The organism is Streptomyces sp. NPDC006997, assembly GCF_040635175.1.
In the GTDB taxonomy this organism is placed as follows: Bacteria; Actinomycetota; Actinomycetes; order Streptomycetales; family Streptomycetaceae; genus Streptomyces.
The window spans coordinates 1-14,080 of sequence record NZ_JBEYHH010000003.1; the positions used below are offsets into that span (position 1 = coordinate 1).

Here is a 14,080-nt window from a genome sequence, read left to right on the forward strand (position 1 = left end):
GAGCGGGTTCTCTTGGTCGAAAACCCATCTACCAGGGGCTTCACCACGTTGTCAGCCCAACAGCCGCACTCCTGAACCAGGTTGGAAAAGGCTCACTGGCTGGGAAGCGGGCGGCTTCACGGTCACGTCGTCAGTGGGGTGTTGGCTCCCCTACCTCGGGGAGGGCCTGGATGAACGGGGCCCAGGAACATAGTGCCATGGTGAGGTGAGGCCCCTCAGCTTGCTTTGAGTCGCGGATGCGGATGGCGGCCGGGGCTCTGCCTATCTCGACGCAGTTCGAGCTGTCGCCGCTGTACGTCGACTTGGTCCAGCGTTGAGTGGACATACGCGTGCCTTCCGTAGCTGGGTTGGACAGCCGTTGTGTGGCAGGTCGGGCTGATCCCTCGTCGCGTACTTGATAAAGGGCCTCCAAGCGGTGCGGGCCACGGTGACGACAGGTCCGTCGATGCGTTTCGAGTCGCGGACATGGAGGGCTGTGGCCGTCGTCGCCATCTCTACGCAGTTGGAGGCGTCGCCGCTGTGCGTGGACTTTTTCCAGACGAAGGAGGGCATCCGAAGTCCTTCCGGGGGCGGGTTCCGTTGGGAAGTGCCTGGACGAAACAGGGCCAGCTTGCGAAAGAAACGGTGAGGTAAGGCCCATCCTTGCACTTTGAGTCGCGGACGTGGATAGCGGTGCGGGACCTGGATATCTCTACGCAGTTCGAGCCGTCTCCGCTGTAGGACGACTTCTGCCAGGGGCCGGAGTGCATGAGGGTCCTCTCAGATGTCCTGGAGCAGGCGGTGGATGAAGCCCTGTGAGTCGGCGGGTGTCAGTGCGCAGGTCTCCATGCTGTCGAGCACGGCACGGTACTTGTCCAGCTGGGCTTCCGCGTCGAGGAACTGGCAGGCACCGTGGTGGGAGTCCAGTTGGACCGTGTCCAGTTGTCGCACGGGACCTTGGATGTAATCGACGGACTGCCCGGTGGTAGGGAAGTGTGCCGTGCCAAAGGGGATCACCCTGAGGCTCACGTGGGGGAGTGCGCTCATGTTGAGGAGGTGCTTCAGTTGGCCCCTGGTGACGTCCGGGCCACCGAAGCCCATGCGTAGGGCCGCCTCGTGGACGGTCGCCGTGTACTGAGGTGGGTCTTCTCGGTGGAGGACGCCCTGTCGTTTCATGCGGTGGCTGAGGCGGTGCTCGATCTCGTACTGGTGCATGGGCGGGACGACCTCTCGGAAGAGGGCACGAGCGTGGTCGGTCGTCTGGAGCAGGGCGGGGACGTGGATGATCAGCGCCGCGCGTAGGGCGAGGGCGTGGTGCTCCAGCTCGGCCAAGTCGACCAGAGCGGCGGGGACGTGATCGCGGTACGTCTCCCACCAGCCGCGGGTGCGGCGGCCCGTCATCGCGGCGAGGGCTTCGATCAGGCGGTGGTCGGAGCAGTCGTATGCGGAGGCCATTGTGCGGACGCGTTCCGCGCTGATGGGTGTACGGCCTGTTTCGATCATGCTGATGCGTGCCTGGTTGACGCTGAGCAGTTGTGCGGCGGCGGTGGCGGTGAGGCCCGCCCGTTCGCGGAGCTTGCGCAGCTCAGCGCCCAGCCTCCGTTGCCGCAGCGTTGGGCTGGTGGTGGGTGGCACGGGATCTCCCTTTCCGAAGGGAGACGGCTGTGTCTCCCTCACACGGGTGAAGTGTGGATACTTTCCCGAAGTTCGGTGAGAAGTGTCTAACTTGTCGCCCTATCGTAGTTCGCATCCCGCTCAACTCCCCACGCCCGCAAGCCGGAACCGCCCTCTCGGAGGTACCCCATGGCCACCGTAGCCCCGCCCCACCCCTGGACCTACGCCCTCCGACTCCCGCATGACCCTCGCGCCGCACGTGTCGCACGTATGACCGTGCGCGCCGTGCTCACGGGGCATGAGCGGCGGGAGGCCGTCGACGTCGTCGAGCTGTTGACGTCGGAACTCGTCGCCAACGCCTACCGGCACACCAAGGGCCCTGCCTCCCTGCGGTTGACCGGGCTCGGGGATGGGCGGCTGCGGGTTGGGGTGTGGGACACCCACCCCCATATCCCCGCACCCTTCGACCGGCCGCCCGGCGAGTGGCCCCCGGTCGCCCCGCTGGACGCCGTCGGTGGGCGGGGGCTCCTGCTCGTGCGGGCGTACGCGGACTCGTGGGGTGGCTGGTCGCTCGGGGCGGGGGCGCTGGGGCGGAGGGCCGGGAAGTTGCTGTGGTTTGAGGTGGCGAGCGGGTGACGGAAGCCGCGGTGGCGGTACGACGCTGCGTGGTCGGGTCGTCATCCCGGCCCGGCTAGCCAAAACGCAGTTAGGCTGACCGCGTTTTGGCTAGCCGTCGCCCGGTCCGCGCCCCCGACCTCTCACCCACCCCCCACCCAGCGTGAGAGCAACGTTCCTTTCCGGTCACCCACAGCCACAGGCAGGAAACGCGCCCTCCCTACCTTCGGGACTCAGCCCCTCAGAGGACGACCGAGCCCGGAGCACAGTGGAGGCGCAATGACAGCCCCTGGTACAGCCGCCGCACCCCACAAGGGGTCCCGATGGATCGAGGAGTGGGACCCGGAGGACGAGGTCTTCTGGGAGGCCAAGGGCAGGCGCATCGCCCGGCGCAACCTGACCTTCTCGGTGATCTCCGAGCACATCGGCTTCTCGGTGTGGAGCATGTACTCCGTGCTGGCCCTGTTCATGGGGCCCGAGTACGGGATCGACCCGGCCGGGAAGTTCTTCCTGGTGGCCGTGGCCTCGCTGGTGGGCGGCGTGCTGCGGGTGCCCTACGGGTTCGCCGTCGCCCGGTTCGGCGGCCGTAACTGGACCATCTTCAGCGCGGGCCTGCTCCTGGTGCCGACGCTGGCGCTGCTGTTCGTGATGGAGCCGGGCACCTCGTACACCACCTTCATGGCGGTGGCGGTCCTCACCGGCGTGGGCGGGGCGAACTTCGCCTCCTCCATGACGAACATCAACAACTTCTACCCGCTGCGCCTCAAGGGCTGGGCCCTCGGCATGAACGCGGGCGGCGGCAACATCGGTGTCGCCGTGGTGCAGCTGCTCGGTCTCGCCGTCATCGGAGTCGTCGGAGCCGGTCACCCGCGCGTGCTGCTGTCGGTCTACGTGCCGCTGATCGTGCTGGCGACCGTGCTGAGCGCCATCCGGATGGACAACCTCGGGCCGGTGCGCAACGACACCGGTGCCGCGAAGGAGGCGCTGCGGGAGCGGCACACCTGGATCATGTCCTTCCTCTACATCGGCACCTTCGGCTCCTTCATCGGCTACAGCTTCGCCTTCGGACTCGTCCTCCAGAACCAGTTCGGGCGTACGCCGCTCCAGGCCGCCTCGCTCACCTTCATCGGCCCGCTGCTCGGCTCCCTGATCCGGCCCGTGGGCGGCAGGCTGGCCGACCGGATCGGCGGGGCGAAGGTCACCCTGTGGAACTTCGCGCTGATGGCCGCCGCGACCGGCGTGATCGTCGTCGCGTCGGTGCGGGAGTCGCTGGCGCTGTTCATCGCCGGGTTCATCGTGCTCTTCGTCCTCACCGGCATCGGCAACGGCTCCACCTTCAAGATGATCCCCGGCATCTTCCGGGCCAAGGCCACGGCGAAGGGGCTTGAGGGCGAGGCGGCGGCCGTCTACGGGCGGCGGCTGTCCGGGGCGTCCATGTCGCTCATCGGCGCGATCGGCGCGCTGGGCGGACTGGGCATCAACATGTCGCTGCGGCAGTCCTTCCTCTCGGTCGGCTCCGGCACCGGCGCCTTCGTGGCCTTCCTCGTCTACTACGCGGTCTGCTTCCTGGTGACGTGGGCCGTATACCTTCGCCGCAGCACCCCGCCGGTACCGGTCACAACGGCGACATCGGAGGCGAAGCCGCAGCTCAGCTACGCCGAGGTGTGATCCGATACCTGCCGTAACACCAGCGACATCAAGCGGAACCGAGCCTGTCACGCGCCGTTGACAGGCTCGGCCGCATGTAGGTGGCAGGCGAAACGACGTGTCAGACGATCCGTGCGATCAGCACGATCCGTGTCAGACAACGGGAGTGCGGGACGAGAGTTATGTACGACGAACAGCAGCGACCGGACCGACGCTCACCCAACGACGCCGAGCCGCGGCCCCGGGAAGCGCCGGCGCGGACCGACCACGGCCCCCTCGCCGGGTTCACCGTCGGCGTCACCGCCGCGCGCCGGGCCGAGGAACTCGGCGCCCTGCTCCAGCGGCGCGGCGCCACCGTGCTGCACGCCCCCGCCCTGCGGATCGTGCCGCTCTCCGACGACGGTGAGCTGCTCGCCGCCACCAAGGAACTGCTCGACCAGGTGCCCGATGTCGTGGTCGCCACCACCGCCATCGGGTTCCGTGGGTGGGTCGAGGCCGCCGACGGGTGGGGGCTCGGCGAGGCCCTGCTCGACCGGCTCCGGCACGTCGAGCTGCTCGCCCGCGGGCCCAAGGTGAAGGGCGCCATCCGGGCCGCCGGGCTGACCGAGCACTGGTCGCCGTCGTCCGAGTCCATGGCGGAAGTGCTCGACCGGCTGCTCGACGAGGGGATCGACGGGCGGCGGATCGCCGTACAACTGCACGGGGAGCCCCTGCCCGGGTTCGTGGAGTCGTTGCGCGCCGGTGGGGCCGAGGTCGTCGGGGTGCCCGTGTACCGGTGGATGCCGCCCGAGGATCCCGCGCCGCTCGACCGGCTGCTGGACGCCGCCGTCTCGCGCGGGCTCGACGCTCTCACGTTCACCAGCGCGCCCGCTGCCGCGTCCCTGCTCAACCGGGCCGAGGAGCGCGGGCTGCTGCCCGAACTGCTCGCCGCCCTCAGCCACGACGTGCTGCCCGCCTGCGTCGGGCCGGTGACCGCGCTGCCGCTCCAGGCGCGCGGCGTGGACACCGTGCAGCCGGAGCGGTACCGGCTGGGGCCGCTGGTGCAGTTGCTGTGCCAGGAGCTGCCCGCGCGGTCACGCGCGTTGCCGGTCGCCGGGCACAAGGTGGAGATCCGCGGGCACGCGGTGCTGGTGGACGGCGCGCTGAAGCCCGTACCGCCCGCGGGGATGGCCCTGTTGCGGGCCCTGTCCCGGCGGCCGGGGTGGGTGGTCTCCCGTGCCGAGTTGCTGCGCGCGCTGCCCGGCGCCGGGCGGGACGAGCACGCCGTGGAGACCGCCATGGCCCGGCTGCGCACCGCGCTCGGCGCGCCCAGGCTGATCCAGACCGTCGTCAAGCGCGGCTACCGGCTCGCCCTCGACCCCGCCGCCGACGCCAAGTACGCCGACGTGTGAGACGCCACGTCCGCCGACACGTCAGGCGCCGGGTACGCCGACGTGTGAACAGCCGCCCGTAATCAGCGCTCGGTACGGGGGGTTCCGGTCCGGCAAGCGGGCAGGCACTGTGAGAGAAGCGCCTCGCGGCGCCTTGCCTGCTCTCCGGCGACCGACCCCTGGGCGGTGACGCACGTGGCCTCCATGCCCTCGTCCTCGTACGAGTTGCGGTTCGACGCCGGGCGCGTCTGTCTGGACCTGCTGGCCACCACCCACCCCGTCGAACGGCTCGACTCGGTCGAGGTGCTGTGCGCCTGGATCACCGGCTCCGGACTCGTCCCGCCCGGCACCCCGCTGGCCCACGCGGACGCCTCCTGGCTGGTCGCCTTCCGCGAACTGCGCGGCCGGATCGGGCCTTTGGTGTACGGCCGCCACACCCCCTCGGGACCGGCGTACGACCTCGCCCTCGCCCGCGTCAACGACCTCGCCCGCGCCGCCCCGCCCGCCCCGCGCGCCCTGCGCGGCCCCGACGGGGCGCTGGTGCGGGAGCTGGCCAGGCCGCCGGAGTGCGCGGCGCTGCTCGGCGCCGTCGCGCGGGACGCCGTGGAACTGCTCACCGACCCCGCCGCCCGCGCGAGCCTGCGGCAGTGCGCGGGGGACAACTGCCCCATCGTGTACGTCGACACCTCGCGCGGGCACCGCAGACGCTGGTGCTCCAGCGAGGTGTGCGGGAACCGGGAGCGGGTGGCCCGGCACCGGCGGCGCGCCCAGCCCGCCAGCGCCTGAGAACGCGCCCCACCACTGACTTCCCGTCAGTAGCCGCCCCCGTGATGGAATCGTGAAGAGTTTGCGGCGGGAATGTGCCCCGATGTCCCTCCGGTCACGCCAATCTCTCAGAAAACCGTCCCGCCTCTTTGAACACGTCACGCCCCGCCTCCGTACCCGACGTTGAGCGACCGGCTGGGGGAACCCCCGGACATCGGAGGTGGGCGTGCGCAAGGATTCCGTCGTGGCCAATGAACGTGGTGCGAGGGCCCGACATCGCATGTCGTCCGCGTCCTCGGAACCCGACGAGGAGTTGATGCGCGCCCTCTACCGGGAGCACGCCGGGCCCCTGCTCGCCTATGTGCTGCGCCTGGTCGCCGGAGACCGGCAGCGCGCCGAGGACGTGGTGCAGGAGACGCTCATCCGTGCCTGGAAGAACGCCGGTCAGCTCAACCGAGCGACCGGATCGGTACGCCCCTGGCTGGTGACGGTCGCCCGGCGCATCGTCATCGACGGCCACCGCAGCCGGCAGGCCCGGCCGCAGGAGGTCGACCCGTCGCCGCTGGAGGTCATCCCCGCGGAGGACGAGATCGACAAGGCGCTGTGGCTGATGACACTGTCCGACGCGCTCGACGACCTGACCCCGGCCCACCGGGAGGTCCTCGTCGAGACGTACTTCAAGGGGCGTACCGTCAACGAGGCGGCCGAGACGCTCGGCATACCGAGTGGCACCGTGCGCTCGCGGGTGTTCTACGCCCTGCGTTCGATGAAGCTGGCACTGGAGGAGCGGGGGGTGACGGCGTGATGAGCGGGTACGGGGGGATTTCGGGATTCGGAGCGGGTGGTCCGGGTATGGCTGGTCCCATGGAGGGGACACCGGGCGGCGGTTCGCTGGGCCCGAACGAGCACGAGGCCGTCGGCGCCTACGCCCTCGGAATTCTCGACGACGCCGAGGCAACCGCTTTCGAGGCGCACCTCGCGGGCTGCGACTGGTGCGCCCAGCAACTCGACGAACTGGCCGGGATGGAGCCCATGCTGGCCGCCCTCGCGGACCTGCCCGGCACCGGCAGCACACCCGCGCTCGGCGAGTCGCTGTCCGCGCGGCCCAGCCCCAGGCTGGCGGAGAAGCTCGTCGACGAGGTCGCCGAGCGCCGCGCCGCCAAGCGTCGCAAGGGCTTCTACCTGGTGGCGGCGGCCGCCGCGCTGATCGTCGCCGGTCCGATCGCCGCCGTGGCGACCACCGACGACGGCGGGGGCGGGGGTGGCGGCAAGAAGAGCCCCGGCATCGAGGCCGGACCCACCGCCGGGCCCGCCGAGGCAGCCTTCGCGACCATGTCCGACAAGCTCTCCGCGACCGACCCGGACACCCAGGTCAGCGCCACCGTCGGGATGGCGGCGAAGGGCTGGGGCACCGACACCGTCCTGGAGCTGAAGAACGTCAAGGGACCGGAGAAGTGCGCCCTGATCGCCGTAGGCAAGAACGGCGAGCGCGAGACGGTCGCCTCCTGGTCCGTCCCGGACTGGGGCTACGGCCTGCCCGACGCCACCACCGACAAGGCGAAGAAGCCGCTCTACGTCCACGGCGGCGCCGCCTTCGCCCCGAACGAGATCGACCACTTCGAGGTCGTGACCTTCGACGGGAAGCGGTTGGTGGAGGTCGACGCCTAGACCGACCCTTGATCCGTCGCCGTGGCCTTACCGGCCCCCTTCGCGTACGGTAGACGGCTGCGCAGCACGTCAGAAGGGGGCCCGGTGGCCGCTCAGGCTCAACAGGAGACCGCGCTCGACCCGGACCGGGACCCGTACCGGGGACCGAAGCGGCGCTCCAGCCACGACCACCCGGACCAGGACTCCGTACGCGACCGCGAGATCGCCGTCGAACAGGACCACCTGGACCGGGTGTACCGCCGCCTTGAGGAGAAGATCCACGAGGCGGAGTTCCTCATGCACGACGCCGTCCAGCGCGGCCAGGTCGGCACGCCCGGCGCGCTGGCCGAGCGGGACGCGCAGGTGTTCCGTGCCGGCGTGCACCTGAACAGGCTGAACAACGAGTTCGAGGACTTCCTCTTCGGCCGTATCGACCTGCTGCGCGGCAAGGACGGCAAGAAGGGCCCGGACGGCGCCTACACCGCCGTCGAACCGGCCGAGGGCGCGGTACGGCCCGACCAGACCGCCGACATCGCCGAGACCCTGCACATCGGCCGCCTCGGCGTCCTCGACGAGGACTACACACCGCTGGTCATCGACTGGCGGGCGCCCGCCGCCGCGCCGTTCTACCGGGCCACCCCGGTCGACCCGGGCAGGGTGGTGCGGCGCCGCGTCATCCGCTCGAAGGGGCGGCGCGTCCTCGGCGTCGAGGACGACCTGATGCGACCCGAGCTGACGGCCTACCTGGACGGCCGCGAACTGCCCGCCATCGGCGACGGCGCCCTGATGGCCGCGCTGGGGCGGGCCCGCGGCCACACCATGCGGGACATCGTCTCCTCCATCCAGGCCGAGCAGGACAAGGTCATCCGCGCCCCCGCCGCCTCCGTGACGTACGTCGAGGGCGGCCCCGGCACCGGCAAGACCGCCGTCGCCCTGCACCGCGCCGCCTATCTGCTCTACCAGGACCGGCGCCGGTACGCGGGCGGCATCCTGATCGTCTCCCCGACCCCGCTGCTGGTGGCGTACACCGAGGGCGTGCTGCCCTCCCTCGGCGAGGAGGGCCAGGTCGCCATCCGCGCCATCGGCTCCCTGGTCGACGGCGTGGAGGCGACGCTGTACGACTCCCCGGCCACCGCCCGCGCCAAGGGCTCGTACCGGATGCTGAAGGTGCTGCGGAAGGCCGCCCGCGGCGCGCTGGAGCTGAACGGCTCACCCGAGGTGCTGAGGGTCGTCGCCTTCGGGCGGCGCCTGGAGCTGACCGCCGACGAACTGGCCGACATCCGCCGTACCGCCCTCGGCGGCACCGCCCCCGTCAACCTGCTGCGCCCCCGCGCCCGCCGTCTCCTCCTGGACGCCCTGTGGGAGCGCTCGGGCGCCGCCGCCCGGCACACCGACCCGGAACTCGCCGCCGAGCTGCGCTCCTCCTTCGACGAGGACGTCACCGCCGAGGACCCGTTCATCGAGTTCCTGGACGCCTGGTGGCCGGAGCTGACCCCGGACGCCGTGCTGCGCGCCATGGCCGACGAACGACGGCTCGGCCGCTGGGCCCGCCGCGTCCTCAACCCCGGCGAGGTCCGCAAGGTCGCCCGCTCGCTGCGCCGGGACGGCCGCACCGTGCACGACATCGCCCTGCTCGACGAACTCCAGGCCGTCCTCGGCGCCCCCGCCCGCCCGCGCAGGCGCCGCGAACTCGACCCGCTCGACCAGCTCACCGGCCTGGAGGAGCTGATGCCGGTGCGCGAGGAGTCCCGGCGCGAGCGTGCCGAGCGGCTGGCGCAGGAACGCGTCGAGTACGCGCACGTCATCGTCGACGAGGCGCAGGACCTCACGCCGATGCAGTGGCGCATGGTCGGCCGCCGTGGGCGGCACGCCACCTGGACGGTCGTCGGTGACCCGGCCCAGTCGTCGTGGTCCGAGCCGGACGAGGCCGCCGAGGCCCGCGACGAGGCCCTCGGCACCCGGCCGCGCCGCCGCTTCACCCTCACCGTGAACTACCGCAACCCCGCGGAGATCGCGGAGCTGGCCGCCCGGGTGCTGGCCCTCGCCCTGCCCGGCGCCGAGTCGCCGTCTGCCGTGCGGTCGACCGGCGTACGGCCGCGGTTCGCGGTCGTGGGGGAGGCGCTGGGCCGGACCGTCCGCGAGGAGGCCGCCCGGCTGCTGGAACAGGTCGACGGCACCGTGGGCGTCGTCGTCGCCATGAACCGGCGCGAGGAGGCCGCGCGCTGGCTCGCGGGGCTCGGGGAGCGGGTGGTGGCGCTCGGCAGCCTGGAGGCCAAGGGACTGGAGTACGACGCCACCGTGGTCGTCTCACCCGCGGAGATCGCCGACGAGTCGCCCGCCGGACTGCGGGTGCTGTACGTGGCGCTGACCCGGGCCACCCGGCAGCTGACCATCGTGTCGGGCGAACGGGACCAGCCGGACACGGCCGGGGTACCGGACCTGCTGCGGGACTGAGCGGAAGACTCGTGGGATCGAGCGGGAGACCAAGGGGCTGACAGCGAGTTCCTGGGATATGCCTCCGGTACGGGAATGGCCTTCCGGGATCCGTTTGTTAGCCTGGGTGTTGGCACCGGCTCGATCCAAGCCCCCGGGCCCAACCTTCGTCGCTACGAGCGACCACTTGCCGCGAGGCGAGCATGGCGGGTCGGTGCCACTGAGTTTCCCCGGACAGCCCCACGTCACAGCGTGACGTGGGGCTGTCCCACGTGGTGAACAAAACGTTCGCAATCCCACCCGACTCCCTCCTACCCGGCGGTAGGTGCGACGATCGGACGGCGTACCAGCGACACACGGTGAAAGAGGAAGTCGGCCATGGCAACGGCGCCCAGCGTCTCCTACTCGATGACGGTCCGGCTGGAGGTGCCCGCGAGCGGAACCGCGGTCTCCCAGCTCACCACGGCCGTGGAGTCCTCCGGAGGCTCGGTGACCGGCCTCGACGTCACCGCCTCCGGCCACGAGAAGCTCCGTATCGACGTCACCATCGCGGCCAGCTCCACCGCGCACGCCGACGAGATCGTCGAGAAGCTCCGCGGCATCGAGGGCGTCACCCTCGGCAAGGTCTCCGACCGTACGTTCCTGATGCACCTCGGCGGCAAGATCGAGATGGCGTCCAAGCACCCCATCCGCAACCGCGACGACCTGTCCATGGTCTACACGCCCGGCGTCGCCCGGGTCTGCATGGCGATCGCCGAGAACCCCGAGGACGCCCGCCGCCTCACCATCAAGCGCAACTCCGTCGCGGTCGTGACGGACGGCTCCGCGGTGCTCGGCCTCGGCAACATCGGGCCGAAGGCCGCGCTGCCGGTGATGGAGGGCAAGGCGGCCCTGTTCAAGCGGTTCGCGGGCATCGACGCCTGGCCGATCTGCCTGGACACCCAGGACACCGACGCGATCGTGGAGATCGTCAAGGCGATCGCCCCGGGCTTCGCCGGGATCAACCTGGAGGACATCTCCGCGCCCCGCTGCTTCGAGATCGAGGCACGGCTGCGGGAGGCCCTCGACATCCCCGTCTTCCACGACGACCAGCACGGCACCGCCATCGTCGTCCTCGCCGCGCTGACCAACGCCCTGCGCGTGGTCGGCAAGGCCACCGGTGACGTGCGGGTGGTGATGTCCGGCGCGGGCGCCGCCGGTACGGCCATCCTGAAGCTGCTGCTCGCCGCGGGCGTCAAGCACGCCGTCGTCGCCGACATCCACGGCGTGGTGCACGCCGGCCGGGACGACCTGGTCGACGCCGCGCCCGGCTCGGCGCTGCGCTGGATCGCCGACAACACCAACCCCGAGGGCGTCACCGGCACCCTGAAGGAGGCGGTGCGTGGCGCGGACGTCTTCATCGGCGTCTCCGCCCCGAACGTCCTCGACGGGGACGACGTCGCGGCGATGGCGGACGGGGCGATCGTGTTCGCGCTCGCGAACCCGGACCCCGAGGTGGACCCGGCGATCGCCCGGCAGACGGCGGCGGTGGTGGCCACCGGGCGCTCCGACTTCCCCAACCAGATCAACAACGTGCTGGTCTTCCCGGGTGTCTTCCGCGGTCTGCTGGACGCGCAGTCGCGCACCGTCAACACGGAGATGATGCTCGCCGCCGCGAAGGCGCTGGCCGACGTGGTCACCGAGGACGAGCTGAACCCGAACTACATCGTCCCCAGCGTCTTCAACGACAAGGTCGCGGGCGCGGTCGCCGGGGCGGTGCGGGAGGCCGCGAAGGCGGCGGGGGCCTCGGCGACCGGCGCCTGACAGCGGCCGGGGCGGGGCGGTCGTAGGCCGTGGACACGGCTGTGACGATGGCCACGGTTGCCCCGCGCACCGGCGCGTCGCGGAACCGGGGGCGGTGTACCGGCATCTATGGTGGGCGGCCAGTCAGTGGTGCTCTCCGTGTGACTCCCTAGGGTGTTCTCACGACTCCTACGGGTGCCGGATTGGCTTTCCCGCCGCAGGTAGGGGCAGGATGCCTCCCTGGGCGCGAGCGTCTGACGACCGACCCGGGTCCGGGGACCGTCCGAGGACCCTGGCAGCATCGGCTTTCGCTGTGCCCGACTGCGGCTCCGCCGCGGGGCACGCCTCAACGCAAGAAGAACACGGGAGTAACAACATGAACCGCAGTGAGCTGGTGGCCGCGCTGGCCGAACGCGCCGAGGTGACCCGCAAGGACGCCGACGCCGTGCTGGCCGCGTTCGCCGAGGTCGTCGGCGATGTCGTCGCGAAGGGCGACGAGAAGGTCACCATCCCCGGCTTCCTGACCTTCGAGCGCACCCACCGTGCCGCTCGCACCGCCCGCAACCCGCAGACCGGCGAGCCGATCCAGATTCCGGCCGGCTACAGCGTGAAGGTCTCCGCGGGCTCCAAGCTCAAGGAAGCCGCCAAGGGCAAGTGAGTCCGCCGGGCCCCCGTCAGGGCCCAGCGACACCGCATGGGGCGGCCCCGCACGGGGCCGCCCCGTTGCGTTGCGGGAACCGGTGGACTCAGCCGAGCACCTTGCCGGGGAGTTCCACCTTCGCGCCCAGTTCCACGAGCTTCTCCATGAAGTTCTCGTAGCCCCGGTTGATCAGGTCGATGCCGTGGACGCGGGACGTGCCCTGGGCCGCGAGGGCGGCGATCAGGTAGGAGAAGCCGCCGCGGAGGTCGGGGATGACCAGGTCGGCGCCCTGGAGGCGGGTGGGTCCTGAGACGACGGCGGAGTGCAGGAAGTTGCGCTGGCCGAAACGGCAGTGGGAGCCGCCGAGGCACTCGCGGTAGAGCTGGATGTGGGCGCCCATCTGGTTGAGCGCGGAGGTGAAGCCGAGGCGGGACTCGTACACCGTCTCGTGGATGATCGACAGGCCCGTGGCCTGGGTGAGCGCCACGACCAGCGGCTGCTGCCAGTCCGTCTGGAAGCCGGGGTGGACGTCCGTCTCCAGCGCGATCGACTTCAGCTGGCCGCCGGGGTGCCAGAAGCGGATGCCCTCGTCCTCGATCTCGAACGCGCCGCCGACCTTGCGGTAGGTGTTGAGGAACGTCATCATCGACCGCTGCTGCGCGCCCCGGACGTAGATGTCACCCTCGGTCGCGAGCGCCGCGGACGCCCAGGAGGCGGCCTCCAGGCGGTCCGAGAGGGCGCGGTGGGTGTAGCCGCCCAGCTTGTCCACACCGGTGATGCGGATGGTGCGGTCGGTGTCCATCGCGATGATGGCGCCCATCTTCTGCAGGACGCAGATCAGGTCCTCGATCTCCGGCTCCACCGCGGCGTTGGACAGCTCCGTGACGCCCTCCGCGAGCACCGCCGTCAGCAGCACCTGCTCGGTCGCGCCGACGGACGGGTACGGCAGCCGGATCTTGGTGCCGCGCAGCCGCTGCGGCGCCTCCAGGTACTGCCCGTCGGCCCGCTTCTCGATGGTCGCGCCGAACTGCCGCAGCACGTCGAAGTGGAAGTCGATGGGCCGCCCGCCGATGTCGCAGCCGCCGAGGCCCGGGATGAAGGCGTGCCCGAGGCGGTGCAGCAGCGGGCCGCAGAACAGGATCGGGATCCGCGAGGAACCCGCGTGGGCATCGATGTCGGCGACGTTCGCGCTCTCCACGTGCGTCGGGTCGAGTACCAGCTCGCCCGGCTCCTCACCCGGGCGGACCGTCACCCCGTGCAGCTGGAGCAGCCCGCGTACGACGCGTACGTCACGGATGTCCGGAACGTTGCGCAGCCGGCTCGGCGCGCCGCCCAGCAGGGCGGCGACCATGGCCTTCGGCACGAGGTTCTTCGCACCGCGGACCCGGATCTCGCCCTCCAGCGGGGTTCCACCGTGGACAAGCAGTACGTCATCAGCGCCGTTGACGGTCATGGATCTCGCGTTCCGTTGCAGTGGGGCAGGGGCCGGAGAGACAGACTAATCGCCGCCGACCCCCCTCCCGTAAGCCTGAGCGAGACCCAGCCACGTCATAGGTCTGTCACAGTCCGCGGCCCGGCACGGAACGCT

The 14,080-nt window shown here is 70.9% G+C and carries 14 protein-coding genes; 9 read left to right on the top strand and 5 right to left on the bottom strand.

The genetic code is table 11. From position 1 onward, the window contains the following. Positions 1 to 130: 130 nt before the first annotated feature. The 4 genes from ABZ659_RS03130 to ABZ659_RS03145 are packed head-to-tail and all read right to left on the bottom strand — an operon-like array spanning position 131 to position 1,614. A complete protein-coding gene (locus ABZ659_RS03130) occupies positions 131 to 325 on the bottom strand; it encodes a DUF397 domain-containing protein (RefSeq protein ID WP_360212835.1) in 195 nt (64 codons plus the stop codon). Further along, the gene (locus ABZ659_RS03135) at positions 262 to 552 is read right to left on the bottom strand and encodes a DUF397 domain-containing protein (RefSeq protein WP_360212837.1); all 291 of its coding nucleotides are present in this window, start codon (positions 550 to 552) and stop codon (positions 262 to 264) included. The genes ABZ659_RS03130 and ABZ659_RS03135 overlap by 64 nt, the downstream gene beginning before the upstream one ends. Continuing rightward, the gene (locus ABZ659_RS03140; RefSeq protein WP_360212839.1) at positions 495 to 749 is read right to left on the bottom strand and encodes a DUF397 domain-containing protein; all 255 of its coding nucleotides are present in this window, start codon (positions 747 to 749) and stop codon (positions 495 to 497) included. The genes ABZ659_RS03135 and ABZ659_RS03140 overlap by 58 nt, the downstream gene beginning before the upstream one ends. A 10-nt stretch (positions 750 to 759) precedes the next feature. After that, entirely contained in the window at positions 760 to 1,614 is an 855-nt protein-coding gene (locus ABZ659_RS03145; RefSeq protein WP_360212841.1) for a helix-turn-helix transcriptional regulator, read from the bottom strand. 264 nt (positions 1,615 to 1,878) lie between these two features. On the opposite strand from ABZ659_RS03145, the gene ABZ659_RS03150 reads away from it, so the two are divergent. From ABZ659_RS03150 to ABZ659_RS03190, 9 genes are all read left to right on the top strand, one after another. Next, the gene (locus ABZ659_RS03150) at positions 1,879 to 2,229 is read left to right on the top strand and encodes an ATP-binding protein (RefSeq protein ID WP_360212843.1); all 351 of its coding nucleotides are present in this window, start codon (positions 1,879 to 1,881) and stop codon (positions 2,227 to 2,229) included. A gap of 258 nt (positions 2,230 to 2,487) precedes the next feature. Beyond that, positions 2,488 to 3,876 (top strand): nitrate/nitrite transporter, encoded by a 1,389-nt coding sequence (locus ABZ659_RS03155; RefSeq protein WP_360212845.1) that lies wholly within the window; start codon positions 2,488 to 2,490, stop codon positions 3,874 to 3,876. Between the two features lie 161 nt (positions 3,877 to 4,037). After that, positions 4,038 to 5,246, top strand: a complete 1,209-nt coding sequence (locus ABZ659_RS03160) for a uroporphyrinogen-III synthase (RefSeq protein WP_360212847.1) — start codon at positions 4,038 to 4,040, stop codon at positions 5,244 to 5,246. Between the two features lie 183 nt (positions 5,247 to 5,429). Further along, positions 5,430 to 6,011, top strand: coding sequence for a CGNR zinc finger domain-containing protein (locus tag ABZ659_RS03165; RefSeq protein WP_360213358.1), 582 nt, complete (start codon positions 5,430 to 5,432; stop codon positions 6,009 to 6,011). 259 nt (positions 6,012 to 6,270) lie between these two features. Then, positions 6,271 to 6,795 (top strand): sigma-70 family RNA polymerase sigma factor, encoded by a 525-nt coding sequence (locus tag ABZ659_RS03170; protein WP_360212849.1) that lies wholly within the window; start codon positions 6,271 to 6,273, stop codon positions 6,793 to 6,795. A gap of 59 nt (positions 6,796 to 6,854) precedes the next feature. After that, the gene (locus tag ABZ659_RS03175; protein WP_360212851.1) at positions 6,855 to 7,658 is read left to right on the top strand and encodes a zf-HC2 domain-containing protein; all 804 of its coding nucleotides are present in this window, start codon (positions 6,855 to 6,857) and stop codon (positions 7,656 to 7,658) included. Positions 7,659 to 7,859: 201 nt separating this feature from the next. Then, positions 7,860 to 10,091, top strand: a complete 2,232-nt coding sequence (locus ABZ659_RS03180; protein WP_360213360.1) for a UvrD-helicase domain-containing protein — start codon at positions 7,860 to 7,862, stop codon at positions 10,089 to 10,091. A 357-nt stretch (positions 10,092 to 10,448) separates the two neighbouring features. Beyond that, positions 10,449 to 11,873, top strand: a complete 1,425-nt coding sequence (locus ABZ659_RS03185) for an NAD-dependent malic enzyme (RefSeq protein WP_360212853.1) — start codon at positions 10,449 to 10,451, stop codon at positions 11,871 to 11,873. A gap of 355 nt (positions 11,874 to 12,228) precedes the next feature. Further along, complete coding sequence (locus tag ABZ659_RS03190) at positions 12,229 to 12,510, top strand: HU family DNA-binding protein (RefSeq protein ID WP_360212855.1); 282 nt, start codon at positions 12,229 to 12,231, stop codon at positions 12,508 to 12,510. An 88-nt stretch (positions 12,511 to 12,598) separates the two neighbouring features. Here ABZ659_RS03190 and murA read toward each other — a convergent pair whose 3' ends face one another. After that, positions 12,599 to 13,945 carry a UDP-N-acetylglucosamine 1-carboxyvinyltransferase gene (murA, locus tag ABZ659_RS03195; protein ID WP_360212857.1) on the bottom strand — a complete coding sequence of 449 codons (1,347 nt, stop codon included), beginning with the start codon at positions 13,943 to 13,945 and terminating at the stop codon, positions 12,599 to 12,601. Positions 13,946 to 14,080 lie beyond the last annotated feature (135 nt).